This is a genomic window from Rhodocytophaga rosea, from assembly GCF_010119975.1.
GTDB lineage: Bacteria > Bacteroidota > Bacteroidia > Cytophagales > 172606-1 > Rhodocytophaga > Rhodocytophaga rosea.
This window is the reverse complement of sequence record NZ_CP048222.1, coordinates 843678-862574: the sequence shown is the minus strand read 5'-3', so window position 1 is coordinate 862574 and position 18897 is coordinate 843678. Positions and strand designations below refer to the sequence as shown.

General features: G+C 42.3%; 9 protein-coding genes and 1 tRNA gene. 6 read left to right on the top strand and 4 right to left on the bottom strand.

Features of this window, described 5'->3' with window-relative positions; translation table 11 throughout:
• Positions 1–24: 24 nt before the first annotated feature.
• Positions 25–1392 (bottom strand): vanadium-dependent haloperoxidase, encoded by a 1368-nt coding sequence (locus GXP67_RS03725; protein WP_162441913.1) that lies wholly within the window; start codon positions 1390–1392, stop codon positions 25–27.
• A gap of 369 nt (positions 1393–1761) precedes the next feature.
• On the opposite strand from GXP67_RS03725, the gene GXP67_RS03720 reads away from it, so the two are divergent.
• The 4 genes from GXP67_RS03720 to GXP67_RS03705 are packed head-to-tail and all read left to right on the top strand — an operon-like array spanning position 1762 to position 8351.
• Positions 1762–2556, top strand: coding sequence for a hypothetical protein (locus tag GXP67_RS03720; protein WP_162441912.1), 795 nt, complete (start codon positions 1762–1764; stop codon positions 2554–2556).
• A 36-nt stretch (positions 2557–2592) separates the two neighbouring features.
• Positions 2593–3321: a hypothetical protein gene (locus tag GXP67_RS03715; RefSeq protein WP_162441911.1), complete on the top strand. Its 729-nt coding sequence runs from the start codon at positions 2593–2595 to the stop codon at positions 3319–3321.
• Between the two features lie 28 nt (positions 3322–3349).
• Positions 3350–7441, top strand: coding sequence for a T9SS type A sorting domain-containing protein (locus GXP67_RS03710; RefSeq protein WP_162441910.1), 4092 nt, complete (start codon positions 3350–3352; stop codon positions 7439–7441).
• A gap of 40 nt (positions 7442–7481) precedes the next feature.
• Positions 7482–8351 carry a caspase family protein gene (locus tag GXP67_RS03705; protein ID WP_162441909.1) on the top strand — a complete coding sequence of 290 codons (870 nt, stop codon included), beginning with the start codon at positions 7482–7484 and terminating at the stop codon, positions 8349–8351.
• Positions 8352–8358: 7 nt separating this feature from the next.
• Here GXP67_RS03705 and GXP67_RS03700 read toward each other — a convergent pair whose 3' ends face one another.
• Together GXP67_RS03700 and GXP67_RS03695 are read right to left on the bottom strand one after the other, a co-directional pair.
• A complete protein-coding gene (locus GXP67_RS03700) occupies positions 8359–10464 on the bottom strand; it encodes an O-linked N-acetylglucosamine transferase, SPINDLY family protein (protein ID WP_162441908.1) in 2106 nt (701 codons plus the stop codon).
• A 155-nt stretch (positions 10465–10619) separates the two neighbouring features.
• Entirely contained in the window at positions 10620–11669 is a 1050-nt protein-coding gene (locus GXP67_RS03695) for a TIGR03032 family protein (RefSeq protein WP_162441907.1), read from the bottom strand.
• A gap of 309 nt (positions 11670–11978) precedes the next feature.
• On the opposite strand from GXP67_RS03695, the gene GXP67_RS03690 reads away from it, so the two are divergent.
• Both GXP67_RS03690 and GXP67_RS03685 read left to right on the top strand, forming a co-directional pair.
• Positions 11979–12815, top strand: a complete 837-nt coding sequence (locus GXP67_RS03690; protein WP_162441906.1) for a hypothetical protein — start codon at positions 11979–11981, stop codon at positions 12813–12815.
• Positions 12816–13091: 276 nt separating this feature from the next.
• A tRNA-Arg gene (locus GXP67_RS03685) sits at positions 13092–13163 on the top strand.
• A gap of 917 nt (positions 13164–14080) precedes the next feature.
• Here GXP67_RS03685 and GXP67_RS03680 read toward each other — a convergent pair.
• The gene (locus GXP67_RS03680) at positions 14081–18526 is read right to left on the bottom strand and encodes an Ig-like domain-containing protein (RefSeq protein WP_162441905.1); all 4446 of its coding nucleotides are present in this window, start codon (positions 18524–18526) and stop codon (positions 14081–14083) included.
• Between the last annotated feature and the right edge of the window lie 371 nt (positions 18527–18897).

The following is an 18897-nucleotide window of genomic DNA, read 5'->3' as shown; positions in this document are numbered from 1 at the left end:
ATTTTTTACTTTCAGATGGATAAGCTATTCTTCTGTCTGAGCGATTTCCTTGGGAGGTTTGGCAGCATTCTTTCTGGTGTGCAGTTTAGTTACTACAAACTGACCAACCATGCGGCCTTGTTTAGAGCCATTTTCAATAGCAGGCCGGAAGTGAATACCCCCATATAACCGGCTGATGGCGGCCTCCTCCGAAGCATGGTAAAATGAGTTAAACTTGCGTACTGGCAGCCCGTAAGGCACTTCTGAAGAATCGGTAAAAGCTACATTCTCCCCAAACAAATGTGTAAGTGTGGTAGCGGCCGCTCCGGAAATTACACTGTGGCCGCTGGGATATTCGGGAAAAGGAGGTGTCTGCAAAACAGGGTCCCAGGAAGCATCAATGTATTGTTCAATATACGTTTCCGGACGAATGACATTACTCCGGTATTTTTCATCCCAGCAACTGATAAACCCATCAAAAAGCGAGATAGCTACTCTTGTAAATGTTTCACTGGTTTGCATCAGGTCCAGGTTTTTGTTTCTGGCAACCGTAGATGCAATGGCCATCCAGTGACCGCCAGGTGATATTTTCTGGTGGAATAGCATGACATGGCCTCTGGTATAAGAGATATTCGGATTGCAATCCCAGAAGCTGGCAATCTCTTTATGTTCTTTATTCAGATTCTTTACGGTCTGGTATACTTCCATGCTTTCTTTGAAGAAATTGGAATGTTGGGTAGTATCAAAACTGGTTGGTGGCAAGGGCTTAAACTGGGCGCAGGAATCCATCACTAAAGGCCTGATTTTGTTCCAGTGAGGTTCTATAGCCGGCATATATCCTGGTGCTGTGGGTTGCCATTTTCCCGGTTCGTTCATCAGAATATATCTTGACAAAGCCGTTCGTTCCTTATAGCCGTCTTTTTGAATCCAGTTTAGTAAACGATTTCCTAACATTCGCCCATAAGCAATAGAGTTTTCAAGCACTTCTTCATCTATATCTGTTTCTTTAATTTGTTTAATATATTCTGCTTCATATGTTTCAATATCTCCCTGGGCAAACACTAATTTCTGGGCAACGGTAGAAAACGCAATAATGCTGGCTGCCGGCAAGTAATGTTCTTTTCCAGCTGGAGGAGTAGGTAGTCCCTGTAATCCGTTCAACTGCCTGGTGAGAGTTTGATACGCAGGATAACTGGGCAGCAGCGCTTCATAGGCGGCAATATTTGGATACACATAAATCCGGCTGGCAACCGGTGGTGTAAAAATATCCTTTACAATTACCTCTGTCAGTTTCTGGTTCCAGGCATGTAGCTGGTTTTTGGAGAAAGCATCCAGTTTAGCTGCATCCGGCTCTGGTGTACAAGCAGATAGAATTAAAAACAGGAAAAAGTGAAATTTACAAGCCTGTTTCATCACTATTATATTCTTTGAAAGTAAGGTGGCGTATAAAAGCCAAGTTACTTATAAAATAGTAAAATAATTAGTTTATATGTAATTTATTAAGGGTATGATGTGAAACAATCAGATAATTATGTGAGTGAACTCAAACAGCCAGAGACAAAATAGGATAACACTGGCTACTGATAATAATGTTATAAAAATACCTGATTCTGGGTATTGTAAGGAGAACTAAATTAAAATACATTTGTTAGCCAGCGCCAAAAAATCATACCTGCATTTTTAGTATATTTATCCTACTTACTTATTATAATATCAAGCCTTTAGAGTGTTACTACAAGTTAGTGAACCTACTCATAGCTATCACTTCTGTTTATTACCTGTATGAAACATGTTTTATCTCTGCTGCTATTTGCTCTTTTATTGATGCCAGCATGGATGCAGGCGCAGCAGATCACTAATATTCAGGCATCCCTAGATCCTTTCGACCGGACCATAGATATCACCTATGATATGACCGCCCGCCAGGGTAAGTACGATAAATATACAGTAGACCTATATTTCTCCCAGGATGGAGGTATCACGTTGAAGGGACCATTAAAATACATAGATGGTGATTTGGGGGAAGGCATCCGGCCGGGAAAAGGTAAAATCGCTACCTGGGACTGCCTGGAGGAATATCCTTCCTTTGATGGCAAAAATGTAACGTTCAAGCTTGTTGCCAATATAGATGTAAAATTCCGGGAAGACAGATTGTTGAAATTAGGTGGAGCCGACAAAGCCTTGTTATCTCTTTTATTGCCTGGTTTAGGCGATTACAAAGTGCGGGAAGGCAAGGGATATTGGGCCATAGGTGCAGTAGCCGTGGGAATGATGGGAACAGGCATCGCATTTAAAATAGGAGCTAATAAAAAATACAAGCAATACAAAGCTTCAGAAACCTTAACAGATGTACAAAATAACTATACAGCAGCCAATAACCAGCGGCGTAATTATATCTACCTCACCCGTGCGGCGGCTGCTATCTGGCTTACAGATATTGCCTTAGTTGCCATCAGGGGCACCCGCAACCAGCAGATTCAGCGCAAAATCCGGAGTAAGCGAACTCAGACTGGTTTTCAATTCCACTACGATCCTGTATTTCAAAGCACAAGCATAGGTTTCCAGTATAAATTTTGATTCGAGTGATACCTGATCCAATGTTATTTATTGATTATGAAAAAAATATATACCCTGATTTTATGCTTCCTAATATGCATTGTTACCGCCTGCGAAGAGATGGAATACGACCATGTGTTGATTGTAGTAACCAATGAAGGGGTGGATCGGCCGGAATTCTCAGATGCAGCTACCCTGAAAGGTGCTATCCTAGATGTTGGTAATTTGAAGGTTACTAATTATGGCTTTTGTTATAGTATTTCTGCTCCCGGCTTGAATTTAACCTTAGAAACTCCTAATGTTAAAAATATTCTGGCAGGTCAGGGTGCTTCCGCAGAAGTTGGTGAATTCGAAAGGAAAATTTATGGATTAGAGAAACAAGAGACGTATGCTTACCGGGCTTATGCAAAAACTGACAGCGAAGTGAAATATGGTAAACAATACACTTTCAATGTAGGAGATATTACTACTCCGGTTTTTTCTGCACAGGTAAATAATATCAGCAAAACCACAGCTACAGCTTTAGGGTCAGTTTCAGAAAACCAGTTGGCTGCAGTGGGTGGTGCTATCCAGGAACATGGACATTGCTGGTCAGCTGAGCCGACCCCGGAAATAACAGATCCCAAGACTATACTTGGTGCATTAACAGCGGCACAAGGATTTACCTCCAACATAAGCGGACTTGCAGCCGGAACTACCTATTATGTGAGGGCATATATCATCCCTACAGGTTCTACAACACCCATTTACAGCAATAACGAAGTAGAGATCAAAACAGTACAGTAACAGTTCACTCCTTGGACTATGCCTCTCCATGAATAAAAGAATACTACTCATCTATTATAGGAAAGTACAAGAACAGTTTGCCAAGTGCAAAAACCGCCTGGAGCGTAGACTGTTGAAAGGTACTTTCAAAACTTTACCCACACACAAGCGGAATGGATTGCTTCAACGCATCAACCGCCTGCAATGCCAGCTTAGCCGTTTTCAACAGCAACTCAGCCTGATTTCTGTTGGAAGTGCCTTCGTAACCGGTCTGGCAACCTCTACAGAAACCCTGGCTCAGACTGGCGCAGCAACTGCAGGAAATCCTATACAAGTTAATTCCTTTACTACGAATAATCAGGTAAATGCAGCCATTGCTGTAGACCCGGATGGTGATTTTGTAGTGGTGTGGCAAGGCAACAGCCAGATTGCTAATTCCGGTTACGATATTTATATGCGCCGGTACGATGCTGCCGGAAAGCCTTTAGATCCGGATGGAAAATTAGTGAATACAGGCTATACGACTGGAAACCAGGTAAATCCGGCGGTGGCGATGGATGCGGATGGTGATTTTGTAATCACCTGGCAAAGTGAAGGGCAAGATGGTTCGCTGAATGGTATTTATGCACAACGATACACTGCCGCTGGAGTAGCCCAGCTTCCAGTGATTCAAGCCAATAATCTAACCACTGGCGAACAGACCAATCCAGCGATAGCCATGTTCCGCAATGGAGATTTTGTATTGGCCTGGGAAGGATTGGATGCTTCAGGGACAGGTATTTATCTCAGGCGATATAATGCTGCCGGTGCTGCCCAGACCGCAAATGAAGTAGTCGTGAACACAACTACAGCTGGCAACCAGATTGCTCCGGCCATCAGTATGGATGATACCGGAAATTTTGTTATTGCCTGGCAGAGCAGCGATGGGGCAGGGGATGGTATTTTTGCTAAACGCTATAATGCAGCCGGAACAGCCCAAAGCGGTGACCTGCCTGTCAATACAACTACGGCTGGCAGCCAGAGGGAGCCATCGGTGGCGGTAACAACCGGAGATACGGCTGGTTCCAGTATTTTTATGATTACCTGGGTGAGCACTAATCAGGATGGTGCAGGAGAAGGTGTATTTGCCAGAAGATTTGTAAATAATACAGGCGGTAGTGAATTTCCGGTAAATACCTATACCACCAGTGACCAGAGCCGACCGGTAGTAGCTACGGATGAAGGGGGAATCTTTGTAATCATTTGGCAAAGCATAGGTCAGGATGGCTCAGAGGAAGGGATCTATACCAGAAGATACACCAGAACTGGAAACGCCATAGATGCAAATGAGTTTTTAGTAAATGCTTTTACTACTGGTAAGCAGACAAAAGCTGCAGTGGCCACAGATGCAGCAGGTAATTTTATTATCGCTTACAGTAGCTATGGACAGTTAAGTCCTACGTCTAATGAAGATGTTTTTGCCCAGCGCTATACCTTATCCACTTCAGATCAACGGATCAGTGCGGGTAATACCAGTGGTGTAATTGCTGCTATGGATGCCAGTGGGGATTATGTATTAATCTGGCAAAGTTCCGGGAGAGAGGGAGATGCAGCCGGAGAAGCAAACATCTATGCCCAGCGCTACAATGCAGCGGGCATTGCTCAGGGCAGTGAATTCAGGATAAACAGCATCATTACCGGGAGTCAAACGAATTCATCGGTAGCCATGGATCAGAATGGTAATTTTGTAGTTGTCTGGCAGAGCGGAAATCAATTATGGGGAAAGCGGTATAATGCATCTGGTGTGGTGCAGGGAACTGAATTCAATATAGGCCCATCAGCAGTTTTTCCAGACAGTCCGGAAGTAGCCATGGATGCGGATGGTGATTTTGTAGTAGTATGGGTTGGAGATGATAGAATCTGGGGAAAGCGGTATAATGTTTCTGGTATTGCTCAGGGTGGTGAATTTGCCATTGATGAACCTGATGGATTTAATACAGGAAATCCGGCAGTAGCCATGGATCAGGATGGTGATTTTGTAGTGGCCTGGCAGGAAAATCCTGCGGATTACAATGTTTACCAGGGACTATACGCCAGAAGATATAACCGACTGGGTGTGGCACAAGGAAATCAGTTTACAGTAGATAGTTCTAACAGTACCAGGGGAGTGAAACGTCGTCCTTCTGCAGCAATGGATGCGGTAGGAAATTTTGTGATTGTATGGGACAGTGATTTTGAAGATACCAATGGCGCCTCCGGATACGATATTTTCCGGGCTCGTTTTAGTGCCAATGGCACCAGGCTGGATAATCCGGCAAATAATATAGCTATAAAAATTAATACATGGACTGGAGTAAACCGGAATAACTTGTTTAGCCGTGTTTTTATGGATGCCGTTGGAAATTTTACGGTCGTGTGGTCGAGTGAGTCGGATACGGAACCCAATCCGCTGGATGGCTCCTGTAATTCAGCAATCGCCAGGCGTTACAATAGCAATGGAGATGCCCTCAGCAGTGAATTCCGGGTTAACTCGTATACCAAAGGAGATCAGGATAAGCCTGCGCTTGCCATGAATATGGCCGGAAATTTTGTAATTGCCTGGCGCAGTGGCGGAGATTGCGGCAATGGCGATGTAAATGCCCAGCAGGGAATCTACAGCCGTTTGTTTCTGCTGCCCACCAACCTGACACTCACTGCGGCGGCTGTTCCAGAAAATCAAACCGGAGCTGCCGTAGGTATTTTCGCTACAAGCGATGCTACGGCCGGTGATACGCATGCTTATACGTTTGCTACGGCTGCTGATAATACCGATGATGATAATGCAAGTTTCATCATCGAAAACGGACAATTAAAGCTTAAAGCCAACATAGCTTTCAATTTCGAAGTTAAATCTACCTATCGTATCCGGATAAGAAGCACAGATGCCAGCGGTTTATATATTGAAAAAGCCTTTGTAATTACCGTGAGCGACGACAATGATGCACCCACGAATATTACCTTAAGTGCTGCTTCTGTGATGGAAAATAAACCGGTCAAGACTTCTGTCGGCAACCTGACTACTATAGATGCCGATGCAGGCAATACCCATACCTATTCACTGGTAGATGGTACCGGAAGTACCGATAATGGCAGTTTTGTTATTGAAAGCAATCAACTCCAAACAAACGTTCTCTTTAATTTTGAGGCAAAAAGCAGTTATAGTATCCGGCTACGTACCACCGATGCTGCCGGGTTATTCTTTGAGAAGGTATTTATCATTACAATTGTCAATATCAATGATGCGCCTACCTTAAATCCCATTTCAGACCAGCCACTAGCCCAGAACGTTCCTCTGCAAACAGTTACACTCTCTGGTATTTCTTCTGGGGGAGAGCCGGGGCAAACTATTACTATCACTCATCAGATTTTGCCAGGAGGAAATCAGAATTTGATTTCTAATGTGAATATAATGTATACCAGTCCGGCCACCACAGGCAGTTTACAATTTAAACCCAATGCCAATCAGATAGGAGAAGTCACCATCCGGATAACTGTAAAAGATAATGGAGGCATAGATTTTCTTACCCGGGATATTAAAATAATAGGAGCCCCTTCTGTACCAGTCAATCTGACGGCTATAGCCAATCCATTAAAGCCAGAGAGTGAAATTATCCTTTCCTGGAATGATTCGGAAAGTGAAACAGCTTATTTTATTGAGGTTTCAAAAGGAGATGAATCTGCTTTTGTGGAGCTTGGTTCTGTTGGAGAAAATAGTACTACTTATACCCACAAAGACATTACAGATCCTGGTGGTACCAAGTTTTTCTACCGGATTAGGGCTTTTAATAATGTATACTCAGCTTACAGCCAGGTGGTCGGTGTGGTCACGGCTGCTTCCATCGTTACAGGTCTTGAAACAGGTTCTGAAAAAGAAAGATTTTCGGTATATCCCAATCCAACAATCGAATATATTGTAATAGACCATACAAAACTCAATTTATCAGGCATTATGGGGGGTAACATTGAAATATATAATGCGCAGGGGAAGTCAGTCTGGTCGGGAGAATGGGAGAGAGGTAAGGAAGGTCAAACGATTCAAGTGGCTCATCTTCCGGATGGCATGTACCACCTCATTTTAACTGCCGGAGACAGGAAGTTTACCCAAAAAATAGTGAAGCAATGAAATTAACAGTATATTTCAAATACAAACGAAGGTACAAGCTATGAAACCCAACGCTATTTTACAGGCTGTCATTTTCCTGATGCTGTCAGTTTCTCAGGCATTTGCGCAGGATAATATGCAGGGCACAAGCCAGACGTTTAACTTTGATGTCACCAGCACAGATATTAATTTCGATATTTCCCAGTATGTGAAAGAAGGCAAGTATTATGCACTCATTATTGGGGTGGAAGATTATGAGGATAAAAAGTTTCAGAAATTGGACAATCCTATCCGGGATTCCAGAAAACTGACCGAAGTTTTACAACGGCAGTATACCTTTGAACCAGAAAATACAACGATACTTAAAAATCCTAAACGGGAAGAATTGATTCTGGCATTGCAGGATCTAGCCAAAAAAGTAACGCCCAGCGACAATGTATTAATATTTTATGCCGGACACGGCACCTGGGATGAAGCTACTGAAACTGGCTATTGGATTCCGTCAGATGCCAAAAATAATGATTTTGCCACCTGGATTCCCAATAGCAGTATCCGGGAGTATGTAAAACAGATCCGTTCCAGGCATACCTTGCTCATTGCCGACGCCTGTTTCAGTGGCAGTATTTTTAAAACCCGTGGCAGTATAGCTTCGGCATCCAAAGCCATCCAGCAAATTTACGAACTACCCAGCCGCAAAGCCATGACCAGCGGTGCGCTGAAAGAAGTGCCCGATCAGAGTGCATTTATAGAACACCTGGTAAAACGCCTGCAAACCAACCAGTACAATTACCTCACCGCCGAGCGTTTGTTCACCCGCCTGAAAGAAAATGTGATCAGCAACAGCCTCAATAACCAGATTCCCCAGTATGGCGATATTATTGGGGCTGGCAGCGAAGGAGGAGATTTTATTTTTATCAGAAGGAAGAATTAGAGTCAGGTTATTTTTCGAAAGATATTTTATTTATCTCTTGCCATACACTCAACAACCATTCTGACAATTCTGTAACGGCCTGTTTATCTTCAAAAACAGCCTGATGTGCGGCTTTTATCTTTCTGCTGATTTCTGCCCGATATTCAGGAATGGAAGCTATACGAACGGCTTTCTGTACATATTCATTTGAATTAGCAGCAATACATTTCTCAATACCCATTTGCTGATACGCCGCATAGGCATATCTGCCCCGGTGAAATTCAGTAGGCAAGGTAATTACTGGAGTACCCACAGCAAAAGCATCATAAGTGGTATTGGCACCGCCTCCATAATATAGGGTATCCAGCACCACATCTGCCAGAGTAAGTACCTGAAAATAGTCGTCTTCATCCATTCGGGGTAGAAAATGTATTCTATCTGTTAATTCAGGAAAGTGTTGTGCAAATCTGCTTTTTAATAATTCAGTAACCGTGGTATGTTTGTCTGAAATGAAAGCAAGTATTCCTTGAGTATCCAGCCTGAGTATCCTGGCAATCATCTGATCGAAATCGGGATGAACTTTCCGAAGATTCTGGGTACACACATACAGATGCGCCTTTTCTGGTATATTGAAGTCTGAGCGTGTTCTTATGAGGCCAGGAGCTTGCGGAAAGTAATAATACACAGGAAGGCGATTAAATTGCACTAGTTTTTCGCTGTATTGATCCTGGCTTTGAGGTATTTCTAATAATTTGCTGGAAATAAAATAATCTATATTCGGAATGCCGCTCGTAACTGGCCAGCCCCAACTCGTACATTGTATGGGAGCAATCCGTACATAGGGCAGAAAATAATTAATGGCATCAGTTCCTACTTCCCAGTAATACAAGATATCAAATTTTGCAAGCTGCATAGTTTCCACTGCCTGGTCGAAGCGTTTGGGAATGCTCAGATAAAGGACGCCTGGATTGCTGATGGCCGGACGCAGGATCTTTTCCCCATTTGGCGCACTACATATTACTGTAATTTTAAATTGAGTATCAGAAAGATTATTCAATATTCCCCGCATACATTTTATAAAAACCCCTTCATGTCCGGCCGTCACTACAAACCCAATGTGTGGCAGGGAAGAATTTCTGGTAAACTTAACCTGATTATAGCCAGTGAAATACTTGTTAAATACAGTTGCATACTTTTCTTTAATGTGGCGGTCGTTTTCTCCCTGGTAAATAAGAATAGATGAAGGTTGTAATGAAGTATCCTGAAGTTTGCTGAGATCCAGGCGAAAGTCTTGTGTAGTGTAGAAATCAAGGGTAGATAGCAACCCGGTACGATAGGATTGGATTTGTGCTGCAGAATTGAAGATAACCGGCGGAATTGTATCAGCCTGAAAACGGGTAATTAGATTTGCCGGATCTTTTCTAACCATCTGCTGGTACACAAACAAACTTTCCTCAGTTTTGCCTTGTGTTTCCAGTGCACTGGCCAGGTTTCGGAAGGCTTCTGAAAAATCCGGATTCAACAGCGTGGCTTTTTGGTAATGCATAGTGGCTTCTTCCCAGTTGTCCCATTCCTGCCATGCGATTCCCAGATTATTGTGTGCTTCTGCAAAGTTGGGTTGTATATGCACGACCTGCTGGTAACATTCCATGGCAGACTTAATTAGACCTTGCTCCATATAAGCGTTTCCCAGGTTATACAGGGCTTTTATATGTACAGGTTTTAGTTGCAGGGTTCGGGTATATGAATCGATGGCCTGGGTTAAATGGCCGGCTTGTTTGAGAACGTTGGCCAGATTATAATGCGCTTCCGCAAAATCCGGAGCCAGTTGAATAGCTTTCCTAAAGCTGCTCATCGCTCTGTCTGTTTCCCCTTTCCTGGCAAATACTTCTCCCAGATTATTGTAAAATACAGGCACCTCCGGATATAAGCGGATGGCTTTTTGAATATAGGCAATCGCTTCCTCATGCCTGCTTTGCTGGCTGCAAACAATTCCCAGTAAATGAAGTACATCTGCCTGATAAGGATTCACCTGGAGCAATTGCCTATATTGCTGTTCCGCCTCTGTCAACTTATTTTGCTGATGAGCCTGAGTCGCTTTTAGAAATAGTTCTTGCCAGGTTTTTTTGTCCATAAAAGGAAAATAATTACGAATTACGAATTACGAATTACGAATTACGAATTACGAATTACGAATTACGAATTACGAATTACGAATTACGTTTCTTTAGAAGTTTGCTCTGTAAGTCAGACCTTCTGTAATTCAATAAATTTCAATTACTTATTCGTCTACTCATCACCTTTCCAGAAAGCATCCGTAGGTGTAACCAGGGCAAGGCGGTGTTCGGGGCGAATGTGATTAAGTAATCCGGGACGGCGGAAACCGGGAATTACTTGTATGTCATATAGTTCCTCTACACTATTTTCATAGCGGATAAAACCAATTGTTTTTCCCGTAGAAAGCTGAACGATGGCCACCCCGCTAAACAATTCCTGACTGGCTACAGGCAGATTCCTGAAAGTAGACGCATTCTCCCTGATTTTAGATAAGCCGATAAATAAATAATCCTGGTATCTGGCCATTCCTCTGGCAAAACCCGGAAGTCTGGCAATACTATCGTATTTCCCACTGCTGGTATCCAGACAAGCCAGTTCTCCGGTAGCTGAAAAAAGCATATATAATTTTCCGTCATACCACCTGGGAGAATGGGGCATAGGTAACTGGGTGGCCAGAATCTCTCCGGTTGGTACATGCATTACTATTCCCCCTTCTAATACATTTTCCCGCCATCCTTTTGGTTCATCAGAACGTCCCAACGCCGTTACAATATCAGGTTCGTTGTATAGCATGGCAAGTCCATTGAGGTGGCAACGGTCATCTGGAGTAAGGTCAGAAATAAATGCAGGTTGCCAGACTGGCTCAAAACTAAAATGTTCGTTGATGAGCGTAAGACAAGAAAACCTGGTGTTTACTGCCCATAACCCTTTACTTCCCCAGGCCAGGTCATGGAGGTCAATTTCGCCACAATAATAGGTAGCTCTGGGAACAAATAATGCATCATAGGTGTGCGGTTGTGGTGGATAACTGCCAGCCAGTGCAGGAGCATTGGCCAGTACAATTACTTCCTCTTTGGTAGCAATAGCCAGGCGACTGCCTTCAACGGCCATTCCCATCGCTTTTTCAAAATTTCTCGGAAGTTGTACCAGTGATTCAGGTCCGGCGGCACTCACCAGAATTACTTTTCCGGCCTGATAAGTGCTAATGGCTAAGGTGCAGTTTAACTGCCAGAGAAGTTCGGAAATCTGAGGAGTATAGGTACAACTAAAAGGGGTAGTCATTTATTAATGAATTTATCATTCAGTACAATATAAGCTGTTTTTGTGGTTTCCGCTGAAATTAATAATGTAAAGGTTTACTTTATATATAAGTTTAAATTAAGAATAACTATCAAACTGGATTACTGAGGTACATTCGCTGAATGAGTGTATGAGATTTAAGTTTGATACATGTATTTAATCGCCTGTTATCTTATTCACTTAGGCACTTGGTGTATCTTAGTAAGTAAATGAGTATATTTCTCATCATTTATACAATGCCTTCGTCTCGTGTCAATACCTTAACTGCTAAAAATCTAAATTACTGGTCTGATGAAATTAAGTTTGATTATATGGATATTGTTTACAAGCCTGCTATTTCAACAGAAAGAAGAAATATATCATGTAGTGCATGTGAAAGGAACAGTAATTAACAAAAAAACAAAGCAGGCATTAAAACTACAAGATCAACTCAAACCAAGTGATGAACTTATCTATCAAACTCCTGATGCCAGGGTAGTGGTGTATAGTACAGCAAAAGGGCGCTTTTTACTGGATAAACCTACCGCTGACAAAGCCGGAAAAGCAGATGCTCCCTTAAGTGAATACTGGCGTTTTGTAAAAAATCTCTTTATGCCTGCCAGTGCCGGTGAACATTTAAGCACCCGTGCCTTAGAAACTCCTGCTATAGACGACCTGGAATCCTTTTTTGGCATTAACACCTTTGTTTTCATTGGAGATACTTACAAACTTAGGGTAGATAGGGGAGAGTATCCGATGAGCGGAGGCAAATATTTTGTGTATAAATATGTATATAATGGTACTGATTACAGCAAACGTATCGCACATACCGGCGATACACTCATTTTCGACAGGAAATCGCTGTATACAATAAAAGATCAGGTAATTAGTCCGGAAGAAGCTGGTAAAGTAGATATCTATTATTTTAACGCCAGAACCAGTCCACTGAAGATAACTACCATGCGCCCTGTATTTCTGCCGGAAGTTCAGTTAAAAAAAGAATTACAAGGCATGATTAGTATTCTGAAAAACCAGCAGCTTTCCGAAGAAAGTTTGATCGACCAGTTGTATGAGCACGTAGTAGTAGTATATGGCCGCACCAACCGGCAAATGCTGAAAGAATGGATTGAGCGAAATTTGAATATATAATTGTTATATAGTAGCAATAATAGTCGTTAAATTTGATAAGGTGCTTATTTACAATAAGCTACATTCTTTGATCCATAACTTATAATGGAATTTATATTACTTGTGATGAGTGATGGATCTCCAAAGACTATTATGGCTGACTCATTTCTATCCACTATTCGCAAGGCTGCTGGAAAAGTAGAACAACAATTTTTTTCGGAAAGTAGGCTATCAGAAAAAATAAAGCAGCAGTTTTAAAATCCATTTACATTCTCTATTTTTGCCCTCATAGTGCCTGGCTCTATGGTGTAATGGATAACATAACAGATTCCGGTTCTGTTGATTGGGGTTCGAATCCCTATAGAGTCACTGAAAACCTTCTGATTTAAAAAATTAGAAGGTTTTTTATTGTTATGTAAAGCAAACTTATCTTTTTAGTTAGTATTCTGTTCTTAATTGGGTATAAGCAGGGTAACGGTGTAACGGGGCATATATAGTGGATTACGCTATTACAATGAAAACAGCATAAAATACAATACACTACATTATATTTAGCAGAACTATCAAATAAAAAGGGCTTGCACACTATGCACACCCTTTTTGGTTAGTTGGCTTCATTTTTCTTAACTATTCCTGTAGAGAGTTTAAGGTTAAAAAAGAGGTATGACATTAACCTATCTTTGGTCATCATACCTGTTTTTGATACTATTCTAAGTTGCCTTGGATTAAAAAGAATTCTCACCCAAATTCAATTCTTTGTAAGTTTACGCCAATCGTTTTTTCAATCTGTATTTGCAAGTTATTTGTTTGTTAAGCTTTTATTAAGATAAAAAAGGGTAGACATATAATGTTTACCCTTTTTACTTATGGATAAGTATGCTGTAAACTTTTGAAAGCAGGCTTTACGATAAAACGTTTTTAGTGTTTCCTTCAGTGAAAAACTCAAAAATGCAAACATGAAAAAAGGATATTGGTTTAGCCAATATCCTTTTCTTCTACTTCACTTTTACCTAATGTAATTTATATTACCCAATGTAATTTAACTCTTATAAATTCCTACGTAAGAGATTTACCTTTTGTTGTTACTATATTAGGCTTAGTGAAAAATAACAAAAAGCAGATAACCTAAATGCATATAGCCTACCTGCCAAGAGACATATGCTAGCAAAGCATTTTAACCAGCAATGAATTCAACCATATAAAAAGGGGCATAGACTAATCTATACCCCTTTTCATTTTAACTGAGTCCTTACCCAAATTATTTATTACTCACTTCTTTCTACAGCTTACTTAAGTAAGCTTACTTTTCGATGAATACTTCCCTGAGTAGTCATTAACCTAATAATGTAAAGTCCATTTGAAAGGTCATTACCTTGTAAACTTATTTGGTAAGTTTTGCCTCCTTCCGCTTTTCCTGAAAATAAGCTTTGTTGTACAATTCCTTTTGTATCATATAGCTGTACTCTTGCCTCCTGACTAAAAGGGACACTAAATACAATTGTGGCTGGTAGAGAGAAAGGATTTGGATACACTTGCAACGTAGAATTTGATAGGTCTTCATCTGAACTCATCCTTGCAATTGTTGAAGTAGTGACACTCACATTAGAGAAGGTAGAGGTATTGAGCAGTGTATTGTTGTGAGAAGTAAGCGCTAATCCTACATAGCCACTGCTTCCCATGGTGAGCGATACACTTCCGATCGTTGTCCAGGTGTTGCCATCGGCTGAAAAAGAAGAAGTAAAGGTGTTGCCACTTCTGACCAGTTTTAGCCATCTGGGAGCTGTTCCACTTCTCCATACATAAGCCGGCTTGCCTGTTCCTTGTCTGGAGGTGAGCAAAGTGCCCCCGGGATTGACAACCGTGGTTGCAAAGGAGGAACTAGCTGTCAGGTTTTCCCGGATCATCACCCCGGCTAAGGCATTGGCATCTGTTTTCTCAAGGCTATTTACTTTGGCAATGATGGTTGTATTACCTGAAACAGGCTGATAGACATAATGGAAGGCATCGGGTGCAGTCCAGAAGTCGAAGCCTGAGCTTTTAACAGTAAAGATGCCATTGGCATAAGAAGCACTTCCGGCAATGGGAACAGTGCCTATGTCCTGATGCTGCCAGGGAGCAGGAAGCTGGGTGGATACGGCATTGACTGTTACAGTCACAATCGAAGAAGTAGCTGCTAAATTCTGATTATCTATGGCTTTGGCAGTCAGTTTATAAGTGCCTGCCCCCACATTACTCCAGTTAAACTCATACGGACTGGTTACATCCTCGCCTAACTTTGTAGCGCCATTGTAAAACTCTACTTTGCTTACACTTCCACCCGCATCACTGGCTGTAGCTTTTATGGGGATGCTGGCTGGTGCTGTGTAAGAAGCATTATTTACAGGAGAGGTTAGGCTTACTACCGGAGGTTGATTTGTTGAAGTGGTAACACTTACGTTTACAATAGCCGAAGTAGTTGATGCATTCAGGTTATCAATCGCTTTGGCTGTTAGTTGATAACTTCCTGCTCCCACATTACTCCAGTTAAACTCATACGGGCTGGTTACATCCTCACCCAGTTTAGTAGCTCCATTGTAAAACTCTACCTTACTGATGGCTCCATCTCCATCACTGGCCGTTGCTTTTATTGGAATACTGGCTGGTGCTGTAAAAGCAGTATTGTTTACAGGAGAGGTTAGGCTTACGACCGGAGGTTGATTAGCCGAGGTAATGACAGATACATTAGAGAAGGTAGAAGTGTTGAGCAGTGTATTGTTGTGAGAAGTAAGCGCTAATCCTACATAGACACTGCTTCCCATGGTGAGCGATACACTTCCGATCGTTGTCCAGGTGTTGCCATCGGCTGAAAAAGAGGAAGTAAAGGTATTGCCACTTCTGACCAGTTTCAGCCATCTGGGAGCTGTTCCACTTCTCCATACATAAGCCGGTTTGCCTGTTCCTTGTCTGGAGGTGAGCAAAGTGCCCCCCGGATTGACAACCGTAGTAGCAAAGGAGGAACTAGCTGTCAGGTTTTCCCGGATCATCACCCCGGCTAAGGCATTGGCATCTGTTTTCTCAAGGCTATTTACTTTGGCAATGATGGTTGTATTACCTGAAACAGGCTGATAGACATAATGGAAGGCATCGGGTGCAGTCCAGAAGTCGAAACCTGAGCTTTTAACAGTAAAGATGCCATTGGCATAAGAAGCACTTCCGGCAATGGGAACAGTGCCTATGTCCTGATGCTGCCAGGGAGCAGGAAGCTGGGTGGATACGGCATTGACTGTTACAGTCACAATCGAAGAAGTAGCGGCTAAATTCTGATTATCTATGGCTTTGGCAGTCAGTTTATAAGTGCCTGCTCCCACATTACTCCAGTTAAACTCATACGGGCTGGTTACATCCTCACCTAACTTTGTAGCTCCATTGTAAAACTCTACCTTACTGATGGCTCCATCTCCATCAGAAGCTGAAGCCTCCATCACAATACTGGTAGGAGCAGTAAAGGTGGCATTGTTTACAGGAGCCGTCAAAATGACAGTGGGTGGATCGTTTGTGCCTCCGCAATTAGGAAATAGTTTTACCTCTTTGGTAGTTGAAAGCCCTGCACCATCGGTTACTTTCAGAGCGATCAGGTAGAAATAACTTTGCCCGTCACAACCTAAGGGATCGATCGTGGTAGTAGTTTGAACCTTAGTATCAATTGGTTCAGGATGCATATGGTCTTCATGATACAAAGTGGTTTGCCACTCATATTTTAATTGTGTAGCTGTGTGCTCTGCATCCGTAACCGTGGCTCTCAAATTATAGGTAGATTCCTGTGTTACAGGATATAAGGTATTATTAACCGGAGAAGTAATGGTAACGACCGGAGGGGTGTTGTTCACAGAAATCACAAGCGTGGTCTGAGAGGTAGATAAATTATCTTTTACTTTCAGGGTAACCGTAAACTTCGTAGGTACTCCTGCTGTGGCTGTAAAAGTATGGCTGGGATTGGGCTGGGTGCTTACAGCAGAACCATCTCCAAAGTTCCATTCATAGGTTAAAGGTATGGCTTCCGGATCAGTAGAATTGCTGCCGGTAAATTGCACGGTCAGGGGACTGGTGCCAAAGGTTTTATTTACGGTAGCTACAGCAGTAGGAGGCTGATTGTTGGTAGAAGTTATCTTTCTGATCTCTGATCCAAAATTGACATAATATAACCCTCCATCTATAGGATGAGTGGCCATGTACACCACAATAGCACCACTATCGATAAAGTTTTTTACAGCCGTTGGTTTATGGGAAGCATTCACAGGCATATTCTTGATCCATCCTCCCACATAGTCTCCATGAAAATACGTGTTTTTGTAGGCTGCCGGAAAGTCATCTCCGGTATAGAATACACCTCCTGTAGAAGAATTACCCTTGAACATACTCCCTGAGATGGGTGAACCACTTGCACCTACATTGGTTACAGTGGCTGTGCTTCCTGAAAAGGTGCCGGTTCTGGCCAGAACCGTTCCATGTTTCCAATCCAGTACCGGGCGTGTATGGACAAATTTAGGAATAGTGGAAGGAATGGTTTGTGAGCTATTGCAAGGATTAGTAAAAGTAGCTGTTCCGGTTGGGGTAGCCTGCTTGAGCAGTTCATTGAAACGGAAATATTGCCTGGTGCAGCCATTTACCCCATAGAGTGGATTAGGGGCAAACTGATTTTCTACAGTCTGCACGGCATACGAAGGCCAGTTGGGGTCCGAATGTGCCTCCAGACCTTCATAAATAGGCCAGCCAAAATTCAAACCCGGTTTATCCACTACATTGAGTTCTTCAAATATATTCCAGCCCACATCGCCCACATAGAGTACACCTGGATCGCCATCATCGGGATTATGGCTGCCTGTACCTGGTTTCAGTAGGGTACGAAAAGGATTTCTCAGGCCCATAGCCCATACTTTAGATTTAGCTGAGTTAGGTTTAGTAGGATCATAGAAGGGATTGCTGGGAATTCCGGCTCCGGTTTCAGCATCGATTCTGAGGATTTTTCCATTCATGCCATCCAGGATCTGTGAGCGGAAAGCACCCACATTTTCTTTAGCCGTAATAATCCCGTCAGATAACCCCTGAGTGGCATAACTACCCCCAACAGAGCCTCCAATATCGGTGGCTGATGGGGATGCCCCATCGCCTGTTGAAACAAGTAAAGTGCCATCGGTACCAAATACCAGGGAGCCTACTCCATGTGTCCGGCTTAAAGAGGGAATTCCGGTAGATTTAGTAGCGCCAATCAGGATCTTACGGTTGGAGGTGCTATAGCCGGTAGCCGTTTTAGTAGCAGTGTAGCGGGTAAGCCTGCCTATAGTAGCTGTAAAATATAAGTCGGTGGCAGCATTGTAAGTGGCAGTACCAGCGTATAAAAGATGATGGCGGTCTACCAGATACAGGACATAAAAATAACCGTTGGTTTCGAACTGAGGATGTAAGGCAAAGCCAAGTAAGCCATGGTCATGCCAGCCTCCCACTTCGGGGCTAATATCCAGTAATAGCTTTTTTTGTCCGCCTTCTACTACCCATACTTTACCTGCTCTTTCCCAAACAAAGAGTTTGCTGCCATCTTTGCTGAAAGTCATGCCCACTGCCTCATTCCATCCGGAAGATAATAAAGTATTAGAAAATCCACTGGGGGGCGTTTGACCATACACACTGGTAAGAGTTAGTGTCCAGCATAGTAAACAAACCAGAGAAAGGGCTACCTGTTGAAAGGAGGGGAACAAATTTGAAAATCGAACTAAATAACAAAATCGATCAGAGTCAATGGCTTTGTTATAAGAGAAAAGGCAGATACTTCTGAGTACCTCCTTTGTTTGTTTCTTTTGGTAAAAACGTAACATAAAAAACATAAAGTTTTGGTGGTAGTAGAACTAAATTCGGGGAAAGATACGATCTGAAATGTTATAATAAAATACCTAAAATTGCGTATTTTTTAGATGCGGGAAAATATAACAATAAGAAGACACTGAAGCAATAATTTGCAAATTTGCTTTCTGAATTGAATAATAAATATAAATTATCAATGAATATCAGCCGGTTAGCTTTTGCTAATATACCATTATCAGCGTTAAAAGTAAGCAATAAAAACAGATCT